Origin of the sequence: Streptomyces sp. NBC_01260, assembly GCF_036226405.1 — a bacterium.
Classification (GTDB): domain Bacteria; phylum Actinomycetota; class Actinomycetes; order Streptomycetales; family Streptomycetaceae; genus Streptomyces; species Streptomyces laculatispora.
The window spans coordinates 2,036,948-2,057,951 of the sequence record NZ_CP108464.1; the positions used below are offsets into that span (position 1 = coordinate 2,036,948).

Annotated in this window: 16 protein-coding genes; 4 read left to right on the top strand and 12 right to left on the bottom strand. The window is 71.1% G+C overall.

Features of this window, described 5'->3' with window-relative positions:
- Window positions 1-17: 17 nt before the first annotated feature.
- The 4 genes from OG322_RS08815 to OG322_RS08830 all read right to left on the bottom strand — a co-directional run bounded on the left by OG322_RS08815 (window position 18) and on the right by OG322_RS08830 (window position 6,842).
- The gene (locus OG322_RS08815; RefSeq protein ID WP_266410866.1) at window positions 18-1,436 is read right to left on the bottom strand and encodes a sugar porter family MFS transporter; all 1,419 of its coding nucleotides are present in this window, start codon (window positions 1,434-1,436) and stop codon (window positions 18-20) included.
- 219 nt (window positions 1,437-1,655) lie between these two features.
- Window positions 1,656-5,564, bottom strand: a complete 3,909-nt coding sequence (locus OG322_RS08820) for an AAA family ATPase (protein ID WP_329306272.1) — start codon at window positions 5,562-5,564, stop codon at window positions 1,656-1,658.
- Window positions 5,565-5,909: 345 nt separating this feature from the next.
- Window positions 5,910-6,122, bottom strand: a complete 213-nt coding sequence (locus OG322_RS08825; protein ID WP_024494492.1) for a hypothetical protein — start codon at window positions 6,120-6,122, stop codon at window positions 5,910-5,912.
- 438 nt (window positions 6,123-6,560) lie between these two features.
- Entirely contained in the window at window positions 6,561-6,842 is a 282-nt protein-coding gene (locus tag OG322_RS08830; RefSeq protein WP_123461908.1) for an acylphosphatase, read from the bottom strand.
- A gap of 145 nt (window positions 6,843-6,987) precedes the next feature.
- Here OG322_RS08830 and OG322_RS08835 point away from each other — a divergent pair, with 145 nt between their 5' ends.
- Window positions 6,988-7,935, top strand: a complete 948-nt coding sequence (locus OG322_RS08835) for a CAP domain-containing protein (RefSeq protein ID WP_329306273.1) — start codon at window positions 6,988-6,990, stop codon at window positions 7,933-7,935.
- Window positions 7,936-8,044: 109 nt separating this feature from the next.
- Window positions 8,045-8,464 (top strand): winged helix-turn-helix transcriptional regulator, encoded by a 420-nt coding sequence (locus tag OG322_RS08840; RefSeq protein WP_123461904.1) that lies wholly within the window; start codon window positions 8,045-8,047, stop codon window positions 8,462-8,464.
- Window positions 8,465-8,479: 15 nt separating this feature from the next.
- Here OG322_RS08840 and mutM read toward each other — a convergent pair whose 3' ends face one another.
- The 8 genes from mutM to recG form a co-directional block, all read right to left on the bottom strand.
- Window positions 8,480-9,340: a bifunctional DNA-formamidopyrimidine glycosylase/DNA-(apurinic or apyrimidinic site) lyase gene (gene mutM, locus OG322_RS08845; RefSeq protein ID WP_123461902.1), complete on the bottom strand. Its 861-nt coding sequence runs from the start codon at window positions 9,338-9,340 to the stop codon at window positions 8,480-8,482.
- A 107-nt stretch (window positions 9,341-9,447) separates the two neighbouring features.
- Window positions 9,448-10,275, bottom strand: coding sequence for a ribonuclease III (gene rnc, locus OG322_RS08850; RefSeq protein WP_123461900.1), 828 nt, complete (start codon window positions 10,273-10,275; stop codon window positions 9,448-9,450).
- A 19-nt stretch (window positions 10,276-10,294) separates the two neighbouring features.
- Entirely contained in the window at window positions 10,295-10,468 is a 174-nt protein-coding gene (gene rpmF / locus OG322_RS08855; RefSeq protein WP_003965982.1) for a 50S ribosomal protein L32, read from the bottom strand.
- A 2-nt stretch (window positions 10,469-10,470) separates the two neighbouring features.
- Complete coding sequence (locus OG322_RS08860; RefSeq protein ID WP_123462534.1) at window positions 10,471-11,136, bottom strand: YceD family protein; 666 nt, start codon at window positions 11,134-11,136, stop codon at window positions 10,471-10,473.
- A 166-nt stretch (window positions 11,137-11,302) separates the two neighbouring features.
- A complete protein-coding gene (locus OG322_RS08865; RefSeq protein ID WP_329306274.1) occupies window positions 11,303-12,400 on the bottom strand; it encodes a cell division initiation protein in 1,098 nt (365 codons plus the stop codon).
- A gap of 98 nt (window positions 12,401-12,498) precedes the next feature.
- A complete protein-coding gene (gene coaD / locus OG322_RS08870) occupies window positions 12,499-12,978 on the bottom strand; it encodes a pantetheine-phosphate adenylyltransferase (protein WP_185095448.1) in 480 nt (159 codons plus the stop codon).
- A gap of 26 nt (window positions 12,979-13,004) precedes the next feature.
- Entirely contained in the window at window positions 13,005-13,589 is a 585-nt protein-coding gene (rsmD, locus tag OG322_RS08875; RefSeq protein ID WP_123461894.1) for a 16S rRNA (guanine(966)-N(2))-methyltransferase RsmD, read from the bottom strand.
- 111 nt (window positions 13,590-13,700) lie between these two features.
- Window positions 13,701-15,911 carry an ATP-dependent DNA helicase RecG gene (gene recG / locus OG322_RS08880; protein WP_329306275.1) on the bottom strand — a complete coding sequence of 737 codons (2,211 nt, stop codon included), beginning with the start codon at window positions 15,909-15,911 and terminating at the stop codon, window positions 13,701-13,703.
- Window positions 15,912-16,142: 231 nt separating this feature from the next.
- On the opposite strand from recG, the gene OG322_RS08885 reads away from it, so the two are divergent.
- The gene (locus OG322_RS08885; protein WP_124285335.1) at window positions 16,143-18,020 is read left to right on the top strand and encodes an HSP90 family protein; all 1,878 of its coding nucleotides are present in this window, start codon (window positions 16,143-16,145) and stop codon (window positions 18,018-18,020) included.
- Window positions 18,017-20,947 (top strand): tetratricopeptide repeat protein, encoded by a 2,931-nt coding sequence (locus OG322_RS08890; protein ID WP_266410869.1) that lies wholly within the window; start codon window positions 18,017-18,019, stop codon window positions 20,945-20,947. The genes OG322_RS08885 and OG322_RS08890 overlap by 4 nt, the downstream gene beginning before the upstream one ends.
- Window positions 20,948-21,004: the final 57 nt, after the last annotated feature.

The window sequence follows — 21,004 nt, forward strand, 5'->3', positions numbered from 1 at the left end:
GGGGCGGGGAGCGGGGATCAGCCCATCTCCTCCAGCGCCTTGCCCTTGGTCTCCTTGACGAACAAGACGACGAAGGGGATCGAGAGCGTGGCGAAGCAGGCGTAGATGATGTACGTGCCCGACAGGTTCCAGTCGGCGAGGCTCGGGAAGCTCGCGGTGATCGCCCAGTTGGCGATCCACTGGGCGGACGCGGCGACGCCGAGCGCCGCGGCGCGGATCCGGTTGGGGAACATCTCGCCGAGGAAGACCCAGACCACGACACCCCACGACAGGGCGAAGAAGAGCACGAAGACGTGCGCGGCGACGAGCGCGACCACGCCCTGGGTGTTGGGGAGCTTGCCGTCGACCAGGTCGGCGGAGAAGGCCCACGCCTCGAAGGCGAGGGCGACGGCCATGCCGCAGGAGCCGACGAGGGCCAGCGGGCGGCGGCCCACGCGGTCCACCAGAACCATCGCGATCACCGTACCGATGATGTTGATGATCGAGGTGGTGAACGAATAGAAGAACGAGTCGGTCGGGTCGATGCCGACGGACTGCCACAGTGTCGCCGAGTAGTAGAACGCCACATTGATGCCGACGAGCTGCTGGAAGACCGACAGGCCGATACCGATCCAGACGATGGGCAGGAAGCCGAAGCGGCTGCCCAGCAGATCCTTGAAGGTCGACTTGTGCTCGCGGTGCATCGCGGTCTCGATCTCGGCCACCCGGGCGTCCAGGTCGACATTGTTGCCCTCGACCTCCGACAGGATCTGTCGAGCCCGCTCCTTCTTGCCGACCGAGATCAGGAACCGCGGCGACTCGGGGATCGCGAGGGACAGCAGCCCGTACAGGAGGGCGGGCACGACCATCACGCCGAGCATCCACTGCCAGGCTTCGAGGCCGCCGATCCTGCCGCGCTGGTCACCGTCGGCGATCTGCAGGATGCCGTAGTTGACCAGCTGGGAGATGGCGATGCCGATGACGATCGCGGCCTGCTGGAAGGAGCCGAGACGGCCTCGGTAGGCGGGCGGCGAGACCTCGGCGATGTACGCCGGGCCGATCACCGAGGCCATGCCGATGGCGAAGCCACCGATGATGCGCCACATCGCCAGGTCCCAGAGCGCGAACGGGAGCGCGGAACCGACGGCGCTGATGGTGAAGAGGACCGAGGCGATCTGCATGCAGCGGATGCGGCCGATACGGTCGGCGATGCGGCCCGCGGTGGCCGCGCCGATCGCACAGCCGATCAGGGCGATGGCGATGACCTGGGCGAGGGTGCCGGAGCCGATGTCGTACCGGCTGCGGATCGCCTCGACCGCCCCGTTGATCACGGAGCTGTCGTAACCGAAGAGGAAGCCGCCCATCGCAGCGGCTGCCGTGATGAAGATGACATGGCCGAGGTGGTCCGGATGGGCCGCTCTTGCTCCGGACTCCGGTCCCTGCGATGTGCTGGTCACATGAACTCCTGGTGCCTGGCCGCTGACGCAGGCGTGGGGGGCGAGCTGTTTCCAGTGGCGCATACGTTCACCCCTGCCACCACTTGAAGAAGAAAGCAGCATCACAGGGGCTTCATGTTCAATTTTCGAAGGCAACATCGCCTTCCTTGCGGGTATTCACCCCAGGAGCAGGGAGCAGGAACATTGAAGTCTTGAAGTTCGAATCAAGCCGAGAAAGGCTCAGCGCAGCCGCTGACTGATGACCTTGGAGACCCCGTCGCCCTGCATCGAGACACCGTAGAGCGCGTCCGCGACCTCCATCGTCCGCTTCTGGTGCGTGATCACGATGAGCTGCGAGCTCTCCTGGAGTTCCACCATGATCCGGATCAGCCGCTGCAGGTTGGTGTCGTCGAGGGCTGCCTCGACCTCGTCCATCACATAGAACGGGCTCGGCCTGGCCTTGAAGATCGAGACGAGCAACGCCACTGCTGTCAGCGACCGTTCACCGCCGGACAGCAGGGACAGCCGCTTCACCTTCTTGCCCGGCGGGCGGGCCTCGACGTCCACGCCGGTCGTGAGCATATGGTCCGGGTCGGTCAGGATGAGCCGCCCCTCACCGCCCGGGAAGAGGCGCGAGAAGACGCCCTCGAACTCGCGGGCGGTGTCCCGGTACGCCTCGGTGAAGACCTGCTCGACGCGCTCGTCGACCTCCTTGATGACCTGCATCAGATCGGCCCGGGTCTTCTTCAGGTCCTCAAGCTGCTCGGAGAGGAACTTGTGCCGCTCCTCCAGCGCGGAGAACTCTTCGAGAGCGAGCGGATTCACCTTCCCGAGTTGCTGGTACGCCCGTTCGGCCGACTTCAGCCGCTTCTCCTGCTCGGCCCTGACGAACGCCTTCGGCTGGTTGCGCGGATGCTCCGGGTCCTCCGGCAGCTCCTCGCCCTCCGCGGCCGGGGACGGCGGCACGAGCTGGTCGGGCCCGTACTCGGCGGCCAGACCGGCCGGCTCCACACCCAGCTCCTCCAGGGCCTTCGCCTCCAGCTGCTCTATCCGCAGCCGCTTCTCGGCGCCGAGCACCTCTCCCCGGTGGACCGAGTCCGTCAGCTTGTCGAGCTCGCCCTTGAGGTCGCGGCCCTGCCGGCGCTCGTCCGCCAGCTCCCGTTCCCGCTCGGCCTTCGAGGCCTCGGCGGCGACCCGTTCCTGTTCCGCCCGTACGACGGACACCTCGACGTGGGCAAGCAGCTGACGGGCGCCGGACGCCACGGCGGAGGCCACCGCGGCCTCGTGACGCAGCCGGGTCCTGCGCTGCTCGACGCGGGCCCGCGCCTCCCGTTCGGCGCGGGCGCCGCGGTCGAGGGAGTCGGCGCGGCCGGCCAGCGCCTTGACGCGTTCCTCGTGGGTACGGACCTGGAGGCGGGCCTCCATCTCGGTCTGGCGGGCATTGGCACCGTCGGCGGCGAGCCGGTCGCGCACGCCGGTGTCCGGTTCCTCGTCCGCGCCGTCCTGCGTGGCCTCCTCGGCGACGAGCAGCCGCTCGGCGAGCTCCTCCGCGTCCTGGGTCGCGCGCTCCAGCGCCTCCTGGGCGCGGGCGGCGGAGGCGGCCATCCGGTCCGCCTCACCGGCCGCACCCCGCGCCTGGCCGGCCAGTCGCCCGAGCTGCTGGGCCACCCCGGACTTCTCCCGGTCGGCGGCCCGGCGCCGCTCCCCCAGCTCCTCGACGAGCGCCGCGACGGTGCCGCGCCGCTGCGCCGCGAGCCGCTGCGCCTCGGCCAGCTCCGTGCACCGCACCGCCAGTTCGGCCAGCTCGGCGGCCGCCTCGTCCACGGACGCCCGGACTTCGAGGAGACTGGGCGCCCCCGCGGAACCGCCGTGCGCGAAGTGCGCCGAGAGCACGTCGCCCTCGCCGGTCACGGCCGTCAGCTCCGGACGGGCGGCCACCAGGTCCTCGGCGTCCTCCAGCGTTCCGACGACCACCATGTCCCGCACCAGCCTGCGCACCGCGGCCATCAGTTCGACGGGACCGCTGACGAGATCGGCGACGGCGGGGTTCCCCCGGCCGCCGGGAGCCAGGGCCACCGGCCGTCCGTCCGCCGCCGCCTCGGTCCCGGCCGGCCCCTGAGCCGCCTCCGTACCGGGCCCCCGGGGGACCGACGGGGCCGCGCCCTCGTGCGCGGGCTGCGCCCCCTGCCCGGGGACGTGGGCGACGCCGCCCCGGGACGCCGTGTCCACCTCCGCACCCTGACCGGGCACCTGCCCCACCGCATCGGGCTTCCCGGGGACGGCGACACCACCGCCCGCACCGCCTGCGCCTCCCGCACCGCCGGGCACATCGACACCGTCCGCGCCGCCGGCACCACCCGGCACACCTGCACCACCCGCGCCCCCGGCTCCGCCAACTCCTCCGCCAACTCCTCCGCCGACGCCCTCGCCGACGCCTCCGAGCAGCAGCGCGGCCCGGCCCGCATCCAGTTTCCGCAGCAGCCGGATCGCCTCGGCCGCGGTGGCCGGGTCCGTCACCGCCACCGCGTCCGCCGCCGCGCCCAGTGCGGCGGCCACCGCGACCTCGTGTCCCGGGGCCACCGTGAGCAGTTCCGCGGCCGGCCCGAGCAAGCCGGTCAGCCGGTCCCGGGCGCCGAGCAGCACTCCGGTGCCGTCCTTGCGGCGCAGCCCGAGGGCCAGTGCGTCATGCCGGGCCGCGACCGCGGCGCGCTTGCGTTCGGCGGCGGTGGCGGCCTCCCGGGCGGCGGAGAGCGAGGCCTCCGCCTCCTTCAGCTCGCTCCTGGCGGCCTCGTGCCGCTCGCCGAGCTCGGCGTCACCGGCGTCCAGGCCGTCGACCTCGGCCTTGAGCTGCTCGTACTCCTCCTGGGCGGCGACCGCCCGCTCCCGCGCCTCGTCGCGCGATGCGGCCAGCCGGTCGATCTCCGACTGCGCCGATCCGACGCGGCTGCGGGCCGCGTTGACCTGACCGGTCAGCCGGGCGAGCCCTTCGCGTCGGTCCGCGAGGGCGCGGGCCGCATCCTTCAGCCTGCGTTCCTCGGCCGCCAACTCCTTTTCCAGCTCGGACCGGTGGGAGGCGGTGTCCTCCAGGGCGTGTTCCGCCGCTTCCAGCGCCGCGGCCAGCTCCGCCTCCTGCTCGCGGATCCGGGCGGCCTCGCGTTCCATGTCCTCCGGGTCGCGGCCGCGCCGCTCCTCCTCCGGTGGGGCGGTGGCACTCTTCACCCGGGCGTCGGCCAGCGAGATCGTGCCGCGCACCCGTTCGGCCAGCTGCGACAGCTCGTACCAGGTCTGCTGGGCGCGCTGGAGCCGCGGCGTCAGCCGCCGTACCTCGTCCTCAAGTTCCGCCTCGCGCCCGAGCGCCGCCTTGAGCTCCGTCTCAGCCGTCTCCCGGCGCTGCTTCAGCGCCGCCTCGTCGGCGATCTCACCGCGCAGCGCGGTGTGCAGCCGCACCAGGTCGTCGGCGAGCAGCCGCAGCCGGGCGTCGCGCAGATCGGCCTGGATGACGGCGGCCCGGCGCGCGACGGCCGCCTGCCGGCCGAGCGGCTTCAGCTGTCGCCGCAGTTCGTCGGTGAGGTCCTGGACCCGGGCCAGGTTCGCCCCCATCGCGTCCAGTTTCCGCAGCGCCTTCTCCTTGCGCTTGCGGTGCTTCAGTACACCGGCGGCCTCCTCGATGAACGCGCGGCGCCCCATCGGGTCGGCGTGCAGCACGGAGTCCAGCTGGCCCTGGCCGACGATGACATGCATCTCCCGGCCGATACCGGAGTCCGAGAGGAGTTCCTGGATGTCCAGCAGCCGGCAGGTGTCGCCATTGATCTGGTATTCGCTGCCGCCATTGCGGAACATGATCCGAGTGATCGTCACTTCGGCGTACTCGATGGGCAGTGCGCCGTCGGAATTGTCGATGGTCAGTGACACCTCCGCCCTCCCGAGCGGAGGCCGCCCGGTGGTACCGGCGAAGATCACGTCCTCCATCTTGCCGCCGCGCAGGGATTTGGCACCCTGCTCCCCCATGACCCAGGAGAGCGCGTCCACCACATTGGACTTGCCCGACCCATTGGGACCGACCACACAGGTGATCCCGGGTTCGAACCGCAGGGTCGTGGCGGAGGCGAACGATTTGAAACCACGCAGGGTCAGGGACTTGAGGTGCACGCCGCCGGACTCTACCTTTCGCTCTCGGTTTCGCTGATGAAGGTGCAGGGCACATCAGACGGTAAGGGAAGGGGTGTACGTCCGGGGCGGGGCGGGCGCGGTTCGGAGGGGAAAAGAAAGAAGGGACGCCGAAGCGTCCCCTACAAATCTTGTGCATTGCCGTGCCGACGGATCCGGCGCCTCCGGGGAGACGCGCGTGCCGGATCAATGGCAGGCAGATGAAGACGCAGATCAACCGCAATCGATGACCAAGCGCATTCGATCTTCAATGATCCGGTGGCGATCCGGCGATGATGATTCCGTGCGGCTGACGCGTGCAGCCCGACCGGCCCTGGGGGCCATCGGTCAGGTCAGCGCCGGCTCCGCCTGAGGTACGTCGATGTCGATGCTGTCGAGCAGCGACTCTTGGTGCTGAGCGGCGGCATTGAGCGCGTCGTTCTCGTCCTGAATCCTTACGATCTCGGATTCAAGATCCTGGACGCGCTGCTGGAGCCGTCGCATCTCGGCGAGGAGTCGCGGGTCGGAACCGCCGACGTAACCGAGAAGCGCCTTTGCCATGAGGATGGTCCTCCACACTGAGTGACCGACCGATGCGGTGTGGGTCGTGAGGGAATCGCACCCGCGGTGCTCGGCAGTGCTCTGTGCTCACTGCTGTTCTGCTGCCAAACAGCTCTGCCGAACAGCTAAGGTGCGCGGGGTTTTCAGCGTCTCACCAAAAAGTTTGACGGTCAACACGATCACAGCCTGTAGAGACGGGCGTCCCGGGGGCGCGCGGCTTGACGATCATGCGGCGCGACTCTCCTGCGGGGCCCTCAGAGGCAGGGAGATCATCCTTCTCGCCGCAGCCTCGCACGGCAACCGAATCTTGGCAACCACCGGATCATTCCGCAGGTCATTTCATGTGTGCGCACAGCTGCGCCCCTCGCCGTCACCCCACGCCGCAACTCGAACACAGTCCGAACACGAGACTTTTCCCGAGCCCTTCCGGGTACCGGATCAGCGGATCGCAAAACCCTCGTATCCGCCCCGCGGGGTGTCCCAGATCTCAGTGACTCCGTCAACGCGGCCGGGTGTGTCGTCCGAGCGCAGCCAATCCAGCAGACGGTGGCAATCCGCACGCCGCCCCTCGGCGACCACCTGCACCCTGCCGTCGTCGAGATTGAGGGCGAATCCGGTGAGGCCGCCGATCTCCAGGGCGTTTGCCCTGGTGAACCAGCGAAACCCTACTTGCTGTACTCGGCCGCGTACCCAGGCGGTGAGTCGTACATCTTCGTTCATACCCGAACGCTAACCGGCCAATTGCTCTCGGAGCACTTCTCGCCGAAAGGCCATGGCGTACAGTCCCCTCGCAAAAGCTTCACTCGATCGGGTGAGTCATGGTGGCGTCGACAATGGCGTCCAGGTCGTCAGAAGGGCACAGCAGATGGGACGCCATCGACGCTCCGCCGCAGCTCCCGCCGCTGAAGAGACCGCGGAGTGGGACACGGGCCGGGGCCGGGGAGCCCGCCGCAGGAAGCGGTCCGGGATGCCGGTACGTACAGGACTGCTCGGCGTCTCCGCGGCCATGGCCGTCGGGGCCGTGGCCGTGGCCTCAGGTCTGCTGCCCGGCGGCGACAACCACCTGGGTGGCGGTTCCGCCGCCGACCAGGTGCGCTCCCAGGGCGCACCGGACCTGCTGACGCAGGGCGGCTCCACGACCGCGCCGGCCGACCGCGCGACCGCGTCCGACACCGCCAGTCGCGGCACCGGCCGCAGCGACGGGCCCACGAAGCCGGGCTCCTCCGCCGACGGCAAGCCGTCCTCCTCCCCCTCCAAGACGTCCGGGGCGACGACGGAGGCGGAGCAGAAGGAGCCCTCCCGGCGGGCTTCCGCTTCGCAGGCTCCCGCGGCCGCGGCCACGAAGAATGCCCCCGCGGCCGCGAGCTCGGCGGCAGCGGCGCCGGCGCCCTCGACCTCCGCTCCGGCCCCCCGCCGGACCACGGCGCCGCCCGCCGACACCTCGGCCCAGGCCGCCGTGCTCTCCCTGGTCAACCAGGAGCGCTCCAAGGCCGGCTGCAGCCCGGTGACCGCAAGCAGTTCGCTGGCCTCGCTCGCCCAGAACTTCAGCGACGACATGGCCGCCCGCGGTTTCTTCGACCACACCGACCCTGACGGCAGGACCCCCTGGGACCGTGCCGCCAAGGCCGGCGTGGACGGACTCGGCGGCGAGAACATCGCCCGCGGCCAGGCCGGCGCACAGGCCGTGATGGACGCCTGGATGAACAGCGACGGCCACCGCGCGAACATTCTCAACTGCGACTACAAGACGCTCGGCGTGGGTGTCCACTTCGGCTCCGGCGGTCCCTGGTGGACCCAGGACTTCGGCTTCTGAACCCTGCCCGCCCCGCACCACCACCCGCTCCGACCTCGTACGCCCCACCCGCTCCCCCACGGATTGCGCAACCCCGTAGAGAGCGCTGTGCGGGCGTACGCTGGTTTCCATGGACGAGAACGGCGGCAGCGGGACGGACGACCGCCCGGGCGACGAGTGGCTCTTCGACGTGTTCTCCAAGCGGTGCCCCTCGCGCGGCACCCTGGAACATGTCACCGGTCGCTGGGGAAGCCTGACGCTCGGCGCCCTGTACGAGGGCAGCCTCCGCTTCAACGCACTGCGCCGCCGGGTCGACGGGGTGAGCGAGAAGATGCTCTCCCAGACACTGCACGCCCTGGAGCGTGACGGGCTGGTGCACCGCGAGGCACAGCCCACCAACCCACCCCGCGTCGACTACGAGCTCACACCGCTGGGACAACAGGTCGCCGAGCAGTTGCTCGGGCTGATCCAGCTCGTCGAGGGCCGGATGGCCGAGGTCATGGTGGCCCGTGACCGCTACGACGAGGCCCACGCGGCCCGGGAGGGCTAGCGCGCCGCCGCTTACTCAGCCGGCGTCGCGCGGCGGACGCTGACAGCGCGGGCAGAAGTAGCTGGACCGGTTCATCCAGGCGCGGCGCCTCATCGGCGTACCGCAGCGGTGGCAGGGCTCGTCCTCGCGCCCGTAGGCGTCCAGCGACCGGTCGAAGTAGCCGGACTCACCGTTCACATTGACGTAGAGGCTGTCGAAACTCGTGCCGCCCTGTTCCAGCGCCGCGTTCATCACCTCGCGGACATGGCCGAGCAGCTCGGCCGACTTGGGACGGGTCAGGGTCGCGGTCGGCCGGTCGTAGTGCAGCTTGGCGCGCCACAGCGCCTCGTCCGCGTAGATGTTGCCGACACCGCTGATCAGCGACTGATCGAGCAGGGCGCGCTTGACCGTGGTGCGGCGCAGTCGCAGCGCGGTGTGGAAGGCGGCGTCGTCGAATTCCGGGTCCAGCGGATCGCGGGCGATGTGCGCGATGGTGTCCGGCACTCCGTCGGGGGTGTTGTCGTGGAGCGAGAGGCCGCCGAAGGTGCGCTGGTCGACGAAGCGCAGTTCGGTGCCGAGGGAGTCGTCGAACCGGATCCGGACGCGCAGATGCTTCTCGTCGGCGGCGTCCTGCGGCTGGACGAGCAGCTGACCGCTCATGCCGAGGTGCCCGAGGAGTGAGCTGGACGTGTCGTCCAGCGGCACCCAGAGGTATTTGCCGCGGCGCATCGCCGGTCCGAAACGGATGCCGGCGAGCCGGGCCGCGAAGTCCACGCCCCCCGCGAGATGACGGCGGACCGCCCGCGGGTGCAGGACCTCGACGTCGTCGACCGTGCGCCCGGTCACCCAGCGCTGGAGACCGCGTCGTACGACTTCGACCTCGGGCAGCTCGGGCACGGTGTCGCTCCTGGGGATTCGGCGGGGAACGGGCGGATTCGGGGCAGGCGAAACGGTTCGGGGCAGGGAAAACCCCCCGGTGCACAGGGCACCGAGGGGTTCTCGGGTCAGGCAGGAGCGACGTCCGTGGACGGCGGCGGGTCGGCAGGGGTGTCGGCGGCCCCTCCGTCGGCGGCGGCCTCCTTGGCCACAGCCTCCCGCGCCTCCGCGGCGGCGCTGATCTCGCGCCAGGCGGATTCTGCCGCCTGTTGCTCCGCTTCCTTCTTGCTACGGCCGGTGCCGGTGCCGTACGAGACACCACCGACGCGAGCAGCAGCAGTAAAGGTCTTCTCGTGATCCGGGCCGGTCTCCGTGACGAGGTACTCGGGAACCCCGAGGCTCTCGCTCGCGGTCAGCTCCTGGAGACTGGTCTTCCAGTCCAGGCCGGCGCCGAGGTTGGAGGACCTGTCGATCAGCGGGTCGAAGAGCCGGTGGACCAGCTCCGAGGCCGCGCCGAGGCCCTGATCGAGATAGACCGCGCCGAGCACCGCTTCCAGGGTGTCGGCGAGGATGGACGCCTTGTCCCGGCCACCCGTGCCCTCTTCACCGCGGCCGAGCCGGATGAAGGAGCCGAGTTCGAGGCCGCGGCCCACTTCCGCAAGCGCACGCGAGTTGACCACCGCGGCCCGCAATTTGGCCAGCTGGCCTTCAGGCAGGTCGGGGTGAGTGCGGTACAGCGTGTCCGTGACCACCAGTCCGAGCACCGAATCCCCGAGGAATTCGAGCCGCTCGTTGGTGGGCAGACCGCCGTTCTCGTACGCGTACGAACGATGGGTCAGCGCACGCACCAGAAGGGCGGACTCGAGGTGGTACCCGAGCCGCCCTTCCAGAAGCGTGTGGGACGAGGCTGTGTTGACGTTGTCTGCCTGCTTCTTGGCGTGGGACAACTCAGACATCGGGCCTCTCACCAGCCGCTCAGACCTCGAGGACCTGGCGCTTGTTGTACGTGCCGCAGCTGGGGCACGCAATGTGCTGCAGCTTCGGCTCCTGGCAACGCTCGCACGAAACCAGGGTGGGGACCGCAGCCTTCCACTGCGACCGGCGGTGGCGCGTGTTGCTGCGCGACATCTTCCGCTTCGGAACAGCCACGGCTACTTCTCCTGCTTCTCGTCGACGCCAGGTTCGGCGCCGCCCATGTTGTCCTTCTCGCCGTCCTGAACGGTCTCGGCGAGTCCCTGCAATGCCGCCCAACGAATGTCGAGGGCTTCGTGGTGGTGACCGGGGTTCTCGTCCAGCCTGACTCCGCATTCGGAGCACAGACCGGCGCAGGTCTCCCGGCACACCGGCTGCATCGGCAGTGCGAGCACCACCGCATCACGCAGCACTGACTCGAGGTCGAACAAGCCGTCCTCAAGGAAGAACCTGTCCTCGTCGTCCTCGGCGTCGTCGACCGGGTCCGCCGTCTTGCTGCGGTTCCGGTCATCGGCGTCAGGGTACGAGAACATCTCCTGGAAGTCCGCCTCGACCTCAAGACTCAGCGGCTCCAGACACCTTACGCACTCCCCCTCGGCCGATGCACGGGCGGTGCCTGTGACAAGCACACCTTCCATGACCGATTCGAGGCGGACATCCAGCTCCACGGGTGCGCCTTCCGGCACACCGACGACTCCGTCGATACCGAAGTCCTTGGGGGCGTCCACCGAGCGGGTCAGCCGCTTCAGGGCACCTGGACGCCGACCCAGCTCGTGCGTATCGAACACGAGAGGGTTTCGGTGGTCGAGGTGGCCGTTCAGGGCTTTTCCTGCTTTCGAAATCATGCGCATCACGCGTGGTGGGGAGGGCCGACCGGCTCCGGAGTCGAAGCGGGCAGCCTGCATCGCGGAATACGCGCGACCGAAGAACCAGGATACTTGACGCGCCGCCCAGCTCCCAATCCGGTCCTGATCCGCCCCCTGAGCGGCTCCCCGACCGGCCCCCGGCCGGTCAGCGCTCCTGTTCGTACCGGCGGAGCTGCTCCAGGTCGATCATGCTGGTGTCGAACAGGCTGGTCTCGTCCAGGGCGCCCTCACCGTGCTGCTGGAGGGGCTGCTGGGCCTGGACGGGCTGCTGCTGCCAGGCGTCGTAGCCCTGGGCGGGCAGCTGGACCTGATTCTGGTCGTAGCCCTGCTGCTGGTACCCGGCGTAGGGGTCCGGCTGCTGCTGGTAGCCGTACACGTCCTGCTGCGGCTGGTCCTGGTACGGGTACGTCTGCGCGTACTGCGGCTCCGCCTGTGCGGGGAACTGCGGATCAACCTGCGGCGGCAGCTGCTGGGGCACCTGCTGGGGCACCTGCTGCGGTTGCGGGGCGGCCGTCTCGGCCAGTCCCGCCCAGTGGTCCTCGTCGCTGGTGTGGCCCTGGCTGCCCGCGGCGTCCTGGGCGGCCATGTGCGCGCCGAGGTCGTCGGTGGCGACCCGGCCGTGCAGTTTCTGCCGGCCCCGGCCCACCGCCTCCAGGGTCTTGGCGAGCACCGCCTCGAAGGCACCGAGCTTGGTGTCCACGTACTCGTCGGCCCGGCGCTGGAGCGTGGCCGGGTCGGCGCTGCGCTCGGGGGCCTCGGCGAAGTCCGGGTCCTCGTAGCCCTGCTCGTCGAAGCCCTCGCCCCGGCCGAGGAGCTTCTCGCGGCCCCGGTCGACGGAACCGATGGTCTTGGTGAGGACGACCTCGAAGTTGGCGAGCTTGCTGTCGACGTACTCGTCGGCCTCGCCGCGGATCTCCTCGGCGTCCTTGCGGGCCTCACCGAGGATCCGGTCGGCCTCGGCCTGGGACCGGCGGGCGATCTCGGTGTCGGAGATCAGCGAGCCGCGCTCGGCGTGGGCGGTCTCGATGATCCGCCCGGCCTCCTGTCGGGCCTGCTCGACGAGCTGCTCCCGGCCGCCGATGAGCTCCTGCGCGTGCGCCAGGGAGCCTGGCAGGGCCTGGCGCACCTCTTCGAGCATCGCGAGCAGTTCGGCGCGGTTGACCACGCAGGACGCCGACATGGGCATCGACCGGGCGCTCCCGACCGCTTCGACGATCTCGTCGAGCTTCTTCTGCACGTCCACCGTGTGCTCGCCACTCTCTACTGCCGATTGGAGACGGACGGGACGACTGTACGGCCAGTCGGCCCCCGCCCGACACCTGGTGACGGGCTGTCAGTGCCTCACCGCTGGGCGAGGCGCTCCGTCAGGGCCTCCTGGACCAGTGGCGGCAGCAGGTGCGAGACGTCGCCGCCCCAGGTCGCCACCTCCTTGACCAGGGAGGACGACAGGAAACTGTAGGTCGGATTGGTCGGCACGAAGAGCGTTTCGACACCTGAGAGCCCGTTGTTCATCTGGGCCATCTGAAGTTCGTAGTCGAAGTCGCTGACGGCCCGCAGGCCCTTCACGATCGCCGGGATGTCGCGCTGCTTGCAGAAGTCGACCAGCAGCCCGTGGAAGGCCTCGACCTGGACGTTGCCGAAGTCCGCGGTGACCTGGCGGATCATCTCGATCCGCTCGTCGACCGTGAACAGACCCTTCTTGGACTGGTTGATCATCACCGCGACATGTACGACGTCGTACAGCTTCGAGGCGCGGCCGATGATGTCGAGATGTCCATTGGTGATGGGGTCGAACGACCCCGGGCAGACGGCGCGGCGCAACTTGATTCCCTCGCTCTCCGGTCCGGTCATCGTGCGTCTTCGCACGTAGCGGCGGCGCGACCGTACCAAAGCGTTCCCTCGCCGTAGCGACGGGCCCGCAACGGCTCGAAACCCTTGGGCCAGCTGAATTCTCCGCCTCTGGTGCTGCGCTCCACGGTGACGAGCGCATCGGCCGAGAGCCACCCCTGGGCACGGAGTGTGAGCAGAATCTCGCCAAGATCGTCGTCGGTGACGGCGTACGGCGGGTCCAGGAACACCACGTCGTACGGCTCCGCCGGCGCCGGTCCCGTCACGATCTGTTCGGCTTTGCCTGCCCGGACCTCGGCGCCGGGCAGGCCCAGGGTGCGGACGTTGTCCCGGACGGTGCGGACGGCCTTGGCATCGGCCTCGACGAGCAGGGCGTGGACCGCGCCCCGGGAGAGCGCTTCGAGGCCGACGGCTCCCGAGCCCGCGTACAGATCGGCGATCCGGATGCCGTCGAGGGTGCCGAGGAGCGCCTGCCAGGTGGAGAACAGGCCCTCGCGCGCGCGGTCGGAGGTGGGGCGGGTGCCGGTACCGGGCGGGACGGCCAGGCGGCGTCCGCCGGCCGAGCCGGCGATCACGCGGGTCATGGGTGTCTGATCCTCGGGTCGGGGCGGCGCGCAGGGTGCTGCGGGCGCCGTGCCACCCACGATATGACGTCGGGGGGGACCGGGGCTCCCGCAGTGCCCGCACCTCGTGCCTCACCCCTTGTCGAGGTACTCCTCACGCTCCTTGTCGAGCAGCGCGTCCAGCACGAGGCGCAGCTCCGGCAGGTGCTCCAGGTCCGGGTCCGCGGCGACGACCGTGACGGCCTCCTCGCGGGCGGCCGCGATGACCTCCTCGTCGTCGATGACGCTGAGCACCCGCAGCGAGGAGCGGACCCCGGACTGGGCCTGGCCGAGGACGTCGCCCTCGCGGCGCTCCTCCAGGTCGATCCGGGACAGTTCGAAACCGTCGAGGGTGGAGGCGACGGCGGAGAGCCGGGCGCGGGCGGGGCTCGCCTCGTGGGCCTCGCTGACCAGCAGGCAGAGTCCGGGGGCGGAGCCGCGGCCGACCCGGCCGCGCAGCTGGTGCAGCTGGGAGACGCCGAACCGGTCGGCGTCCATGATCACCATCGCGGTGGCGTTGGGGACGTTGACCCCGACCTCGATGACCGTGGTGGCCACCAGGACGTCGACCTGGCCGGCGGCGAAGCGGCGCATCACGTCGTCCTTGTCGTCGGGGTGCATCCTGCCGTGCAGCACCTCGATGCGCAGACCGGTCAGCGGCCCCTTGGCCAGCTGTTCGGCGATGTCCAGGACGGCGAGCGGCGGGCGCTTGTCCGCCTCGTCCTCGGCGGCCTTCTTCCCCTTCTTCCTGGCCGCCTCGTCCTCGTCGTCACCGATCCGGGGGCAGACCACGTACGCCTGGTGTCCGTTCTCCGCCTCCTCGCGGACCCGTTCCCAGGCGCGGCTGAGGAAGTGCGGCTTGTCCTTGGCGGGGACGACATGGCTGGCGATCGGCGAACGGCCGGCCGGCAGCTGGTCCAGGACGGAGGTCTCCAGGTCACCGAAGACGGTCATGGCGACCGTGCGGGGAATGGGGGTGGCGGTCATGACGAGCAGATGCGGCGGCTGCTTCCCCTTGGAGCGCAGGGCGTCGCGCTGCTCGACCCCGAAGCGGTGCTGCTCGTCGACGACGACCAGCCCCAGCTCGTGGAACTTCACCTTGTCCTCGATCAGCGCATGGGTGCCGATCACGATCCCGGCCTCGCCGGTGACCAGGTCCAGGAGCGCCTGGCGGCGGGCGGCCATGCCCATGGAACCGGTGAGCAGGACGACCTTGGTCCCCCGCTCGGACCCGCCGAGCATTCCGCCCTGGGCCAGCTCCCCCATCATCTCGGTGATCGACCGGTGGTGCTGCTGGGCGAGCACCTCGGTGGGCGCGAGCATGGCGGCCTGCCCGCCGGCGTCGACGGTGGTGAGCATGGCGCGCAGCGCGACCATGGTCTTCCCGCTGCCGACCTCGCCCTGGAGCAGCCGGTGCATCGGGTGCTCGGTCGCCAGATCGTCGAAGATCTCCTTGGAGACCTTGAGCTGGCCGTCGGTGAGGGTGAAGGGCAGTGTGGCGTCGAAGGCGTCGAGCAGCCCGCCGGGGACGGGCCGGCGGGCGACGGCGGGCAGCTGGGTGTCCGCGTACCTGCGGCGGGCCAGCGCGACCTGGAGGACGAAGGCCTCGTCCCACTTGAGCCGGTCCCTGGCCGCCGCGACATCGGCCTTGGTCTGCGGCCGGTGGATCTTCAGCAGCGCCTCGGGCAGCGCGGTGAACCCGCGGCCCTCGCGCAGCGCGGGGGGCAGCGGGTCGACGGCCTCCTGGGCGCTCGGCAGCACCGCGTCGACCGCCTTGGCGATCCGCCAGGAGTCGAGCTGCTTGCAGGCCGGGTAGATCGGCAGCAGCCGGCCGGCGAAGGCGTCCACGGCCTCGGTCGCCCCGGCCTCGTCGGTGGACTCCGCGTCGAGCAGCTGGTAGGTGGGGTGGGCCAGCTGCATCTTGCGGTTGAAGACGGAGACCTTGCCGGCGAACATGGCGCGCCGGCCCGGCAGCAGATCCTTGTGCGGCTTGTGGACGCCGTGGCCGAAGAAGACCAGCTGGAGCCGGCCGTGGCCGTCGGTGAGGGTCACTTCGAGGCGCTTGCCCCGGCCGTTGTTGAACGCCATGACGCGGGCGTCGGCGACCTGGGCGACGACCGTCACATGCTCGTCCAGCGGGAGGTCGGTCAGCGCCGTGAGGCGGCCGCGCTCCTCGTACCGCCGCGGGTAGTGATGCAGCAGATCGCCGACTGTGTGCAGGCCGAGGTGCTCGGCCATCACCTTCGCGGTGGCGCCACCGAGCAGCTTCTTGAGGGGTTCGTCGAACGCAGACACGCGATCCATTGCACACCACGCCACCGACAGTTGTCCGCCGGGCACCACCGGGCCGGGTCAAGTCCTGGTCGCGATCGCGGCACGGGCCGTGATAACTCCTGGTCAGAATCGCGTCCGCAACCCTAGGATCGGCTCCCACGCTTCTCGCTCGCGATCACCTGCCAAGGGATCGCCCGACCCCCGCGCTGTCGCAAGTGCCTCGTCCGGTGAGGCATGGGTCCCCCCACCTGCGCTGCGACGATGACATCTGAGACCTCAGCGAATTCCGCGTCCCCCGAGTCCGCCGCCCAGTCGCCGCACACCTTCCAGGTGGATCTGCGCGGGCTGGTCGACCTCCTCTCCCATCACCTCTACTCCTCTCCCCGCGTCTACCTGCGTGAGCTGCTGCAGAACGCGGTGGACGCCATCACCGCCCGGCGCGCCGAGCAGCCGGACGCGCCCGCCCGGGTACGGCTGTACGCCGAGGACGGCCGGCTGCGGGTCGAGGACAGCGGCATCGGTCTGACCGAGACCGATGTGCACAGCCTGCTCGCCACGATCGGCCGCAGTTCCAAACGGGACGGTGCGCAGGGGCTCGCCTCGGCACGTGCGGAGTTCCTGGGCCAGTTCGGCATCGGGCTGCTGGCCTGCTTCGTCGTCGCGGCCGAGATCCGGGTGGTGAGCCGCTCCGCGCGCACGCCCGGCGCTCCGCCGGTGGAGTGGTGTGCCCGTGACGACGGTTCGTACACCGTGCGCACGCTTCCCGACAGTGCCCGGCCGGAGCCCGGCACCACCGTGCTGCTGACCGCCCGCCCCGGCAGCACGGAGTGGCTGGCCGAGGAGCGGGTGCTCGCGCTCGCCCGTGATTTCGGCTCGCTGCTGCCGTACGACGTACGGGTCGGGGACGCGGCCGTCACCGGTCTGCCGGCGCCGTGGGACCGCGCGTATCCGAGCCCCGCGGGGCGGCGGGTGGCGCTCGCCCGCCACTGCCACGAGCAGTTCGGCTTCTCGCCGCTCGACACGATCGATCTCGATCTGCCGCTCGCCGGGATCCGCGGGGTCGCCCATGTGCTGCCCTCGGCGGTCAGTCCGGCGCAGCGCGCGGGCCACCGGGTGCATCTGAAGGGCATGCTGCTGACGGACCGGGCCGATGAGCTGCTGCCCGACTGGGCGTTCTTCGTACGGTGCGTCATCGACACGGACAGCCTGCGGCCCACCGCCTCGCGCGAGGCGCTGTACGCGGACGAGACCCTGGCCGCGGTACGGGACGCGCTCGGCGAGCGGATCAGGGACTGGCTCACCGGTCTGGCCGCGGGTGATCCGGAGCGGCTCGCCCAGTTCCTGTCCGTGCACCACCTGGGGGTGAAGTCGCTCGCCCGGCACGACAGCACCATGCTGCGCACGATGCTGCCGTGGCTGCCGTTCGAGACGACGGACGGCCGGCTCTCGCTGGAGGAGTTCGCCAGGCGCCATCCGGTGGTGCACTTCACCCGGACCGTGGAGGAGTTCCGGCAGGTCGCGCCGATCGCCTCCGCGCAGGGGATCGGAGTGATCAACGGCGGTTACACCTACGACACCGAGCTGGTCGAGCGGCTGCCCGTGGCAAGGCCCGGGACGGTGGTCGCGGAGCTGGACGCCGATACGGTCACCGCGCATCTGGACTCCGTGGACCCGCGGGAGGAGCTGGCGCTCGGCCCCTTCCTCGCGGCGGCCCGCGCCGGGCTGGATCCGCTGGGGTGCGATGTGGTGCTGCGCGCCTTCCACCCGCTGACCGTGCCCGCCCTGCATCTGGACGACCGTTCGGCCCGCCACGAACAGGCCCGTGCCGAGGCCGAGGAGCAGGCGGACGACCTGTGGACGGGGATTCTCGGTTCCCTGCGCGGGAGTGCGCCTCGGGCCCGGCTCGTACTGAACCATCTCAATCCGCTGATCCGCCGGATCAGTTCGCTGGACGCCCCGGAGCTGGCGGTGACCGCGACGGAGGCCTTGTACGGACAGGCGCTGCTGATGGCGCAGCGGCCGCTGCGACCGGCCGACTCGGCTCTGCTGAACCGGGCGTTCCTCGGTCTGCTGGAGTGGGCCACGCATCCCGCCGCCCCGGGGCACTCCCCCGCCAACCCCCAGGAGGACGGCCGATGAGCGCCGATGCCGCGACGGTCCGGCAGGCCCTGCGGGACAACCAGGGGGAGCCGGAGGGGCCCGCGCGCAACGCCCGTGCGGAGCGGTTGCTGGCCGAGGCGGAGCAGAGCGGGGACGCGGCGCTGCTGGTCGAGGCGCTCGTCCACCAGCTGCAGGTCTACAACTACAGCTCCGAGAAGGACAAGATGTTCGTCCCCTTCGCGCGGCTGCTGCGGGTGTGGGACGAACGGCCGGGTGATTTCGACCAGGTCATGACCCACCATCTGTTCTGGATGTTCAAGTGGGTCTCCAGCTCGATGATCGACCAGCCGCACATCCCGCTCGCCTCCATCGAGAAGTGGCAGGGCGAGATGGCGCACCGCTACCGGCTGGCCGGTCATTCCGAACGGGCGGTGCGTCAGGGCGAGCTGGAGATCGCCCGGCATCTGGGCGACCTGGAGCGGGCCGGGCGGGCGTACACCGCCTGGCAGGCCGCCGACCGGGACCGGATGGCCAACTGCCACGCCTGCGAACTCCACGAACAGGGCGGCTGGCAGGTGCTGCGCGGCCTGGACGAGGAGGCGCTGAAGAGCTGGGCGCCGGTGCTGGACGGCGAGCACGTCTGCGCGCACGAACCGCATGCGGTGCTGGCCGCCTCGCTCCTCCCGCTGCTGCGGACGGGGCGGCCGGAGCAGGCCCGCGCGCATCATCTGCGCGGGTACCGGATGGTCCGGCCGATGGAGAGCATGCGGTACTCCGTCGCGCTGCACATCGAGTTCTGTGCCCTGACGGGCAACGAGGCCCGGGGGCTGGAGATCCTCGCGGAGCGGCCGGCGTACTTCACCGACAGCGGGAACCCCGGCAGCCTGCTGGACTTCATGGCCACCGCCGCCGTGCTGATGGACCGGCTGACCGCGCTGGGGCACGGCGGACAGTCCGTGCCGGGCCCGGCGGGAACGGACTGGACCGCCGCATCGCTGGCCGTCCACGCCCGTACCCGGGCCCTGGCCCTGGCGGCCCGTTTCGACGAGCGCAACGGCAACACGTATGTGAGTGAGCAGGTACGGGAGCGGCTGGCGCGCCGGCCGCTGCTGGACCGGCTGCCGCTCGGGGTGCGCGCCGTGCGGCTCGCGGCGCCGACGGGGGCGCCGGCCGCCTCCGCTCCGGAGCCCCTTCGGGACCTGGCAGGTCTGCTGGCCGAGGCGCACCGGCTCTCCGACGCCCAGCATCCGGACGCCGGGGACGCCTGGCGGGCCGTCGCCGAGCGGGCCGGGGACGCGGACGCTGAGGTACTGACGGCGCACGACCGGGCGAACGTGGCGGACCACCGCGCGATGGATCCTTCGCTGCCGCCCGCCGAGGCGGCGGAGGCGTTCCGGACGGCCGCCCGGCTGTACGAGGAGGCCGGCGACCGGGGCGAGGCCGTCGCGGCGAGCGCCAGGCGCGTCTTTCTCCGCTCGGTGCAGGACGACGGCGCCGGCACCGCGCCGGCGGAGATCGCTCCGCTCGTGGATCTGGCCCTGGCCCTGCACGCGGAGGGCGCGGCCACGGGCCGGCAGGTGAGCGGTGTGCTGGTCTGCCGGGCCCGGGTCCTCCAGCAGCGGATGTTCCGGGCGGCGGACGAGGAGTCCACGGAGGCGGCGGTCGCCGCCCTCGGGCAGGCGGCGCACGAGGTGCTCGCGTTCGCCGAACCCCTGCGTGCGCGGGAGAAGGTGGCCACCCGGATCTCCGAGGCGCTGGGCTTCCTCGCGGACGTAGCCGCGTACGGCGGCGACGGTCCGGCGGCGGCGGAGCTGTACGCGCGAGCGGCCGCCGAGGCCAACGAGGCGGAACTGCCCTGGTACGCCGCCGAGTACGAGGCCAGGACGGCACGGATCGCCGCACAGCTCGACGACCACGGGACGGCTGAGCGGGCCGCCCGCGCGGCGCTGGAGCACGGCGGCACCTCGCTGTCCGGTCCGGGGCGGGCCCGGCTGCATCTGCTGCTCGCCGAAGTGCTCGGCGCCACGGGACGGCTCGCCGAGGCGACGGAGCACACGCTCGACGCGGCCCACTGGGCGGACGAGTCGGACGAGAGCGCCACGCTGGGCGTCCACGCCCGGCACCAGCTCGGCGGCCTGCTGCTCCGGCTGGGGCGGGCGGCCGAGGCGGCGGCCGTGCTGGAGGCGGTACTGCCCGACATCACGTCCGAGGACCACGGGGAGGGCATGGTCGTCCAGACGCTGTGGTGGCTCGGCGACGGGCTGTCCACGCTCGGCGAACCGCGGGCCGCGGCGGAGCACTGGCTGCGGGCGGCGGACATCGCGCGCGGCTGGCCCGAGCAGCACGACCACGCGATGCTCGCCAACCTCGCGGCGCAGGCGCTGTACCGGGCCGAGCTGAACCCCGAGGCGGAACGGGCGTACGAGCGGGCCGGGGAGCTGTGGCGGGCCCTGGACGACATTCCCTCGCTGGTACGGACGCTGCGGGTGCGGGCCTGGATCGCGCTCCGGGAGGGGCAGCCCGGACCCGAAGCGGCGCGGGCGCTCATGGCGGCGGCGGAGCGGGAGTGCGAGGCGGCGGGGCCGCAGTTGCTGCCGGAACTCGCGGACACCTTCCGCCAGACCGCCGAGTTGATCGCCAACGCGTGCGAGGGCGAGCCGGGCGAGGCGGCGGACGATCCGGCGCGCAGGGCGTACGAGGAGGCGCTGGGGTACGTCGAGCGGGCGTCGGCGGCCTTCGCCGAGGCCGGCCCCGACCACCTCGACCCGCGCACGGCCGCCTGGCTGATGGCCGCCTGGCTGGAAGCGGACCTGGGCCGCGCGGACGCGGCACGGGCCCGGGCGGCCGAGGTCGTCGCGGCCTACGAGGCGGTGCCGGCGGGCACGGACGAAACGGCGGACGCGCGCCGGTCGGAGGCGGCGTCGGTGCGGGCGTACGTGGATCAGGGGGCCGGGACGAAGGCGTAGTCCGGGGCCGCCCGGCAGAACCAGGCTCGTCCTCAGTCACCGGACGGGCCTGGTTCT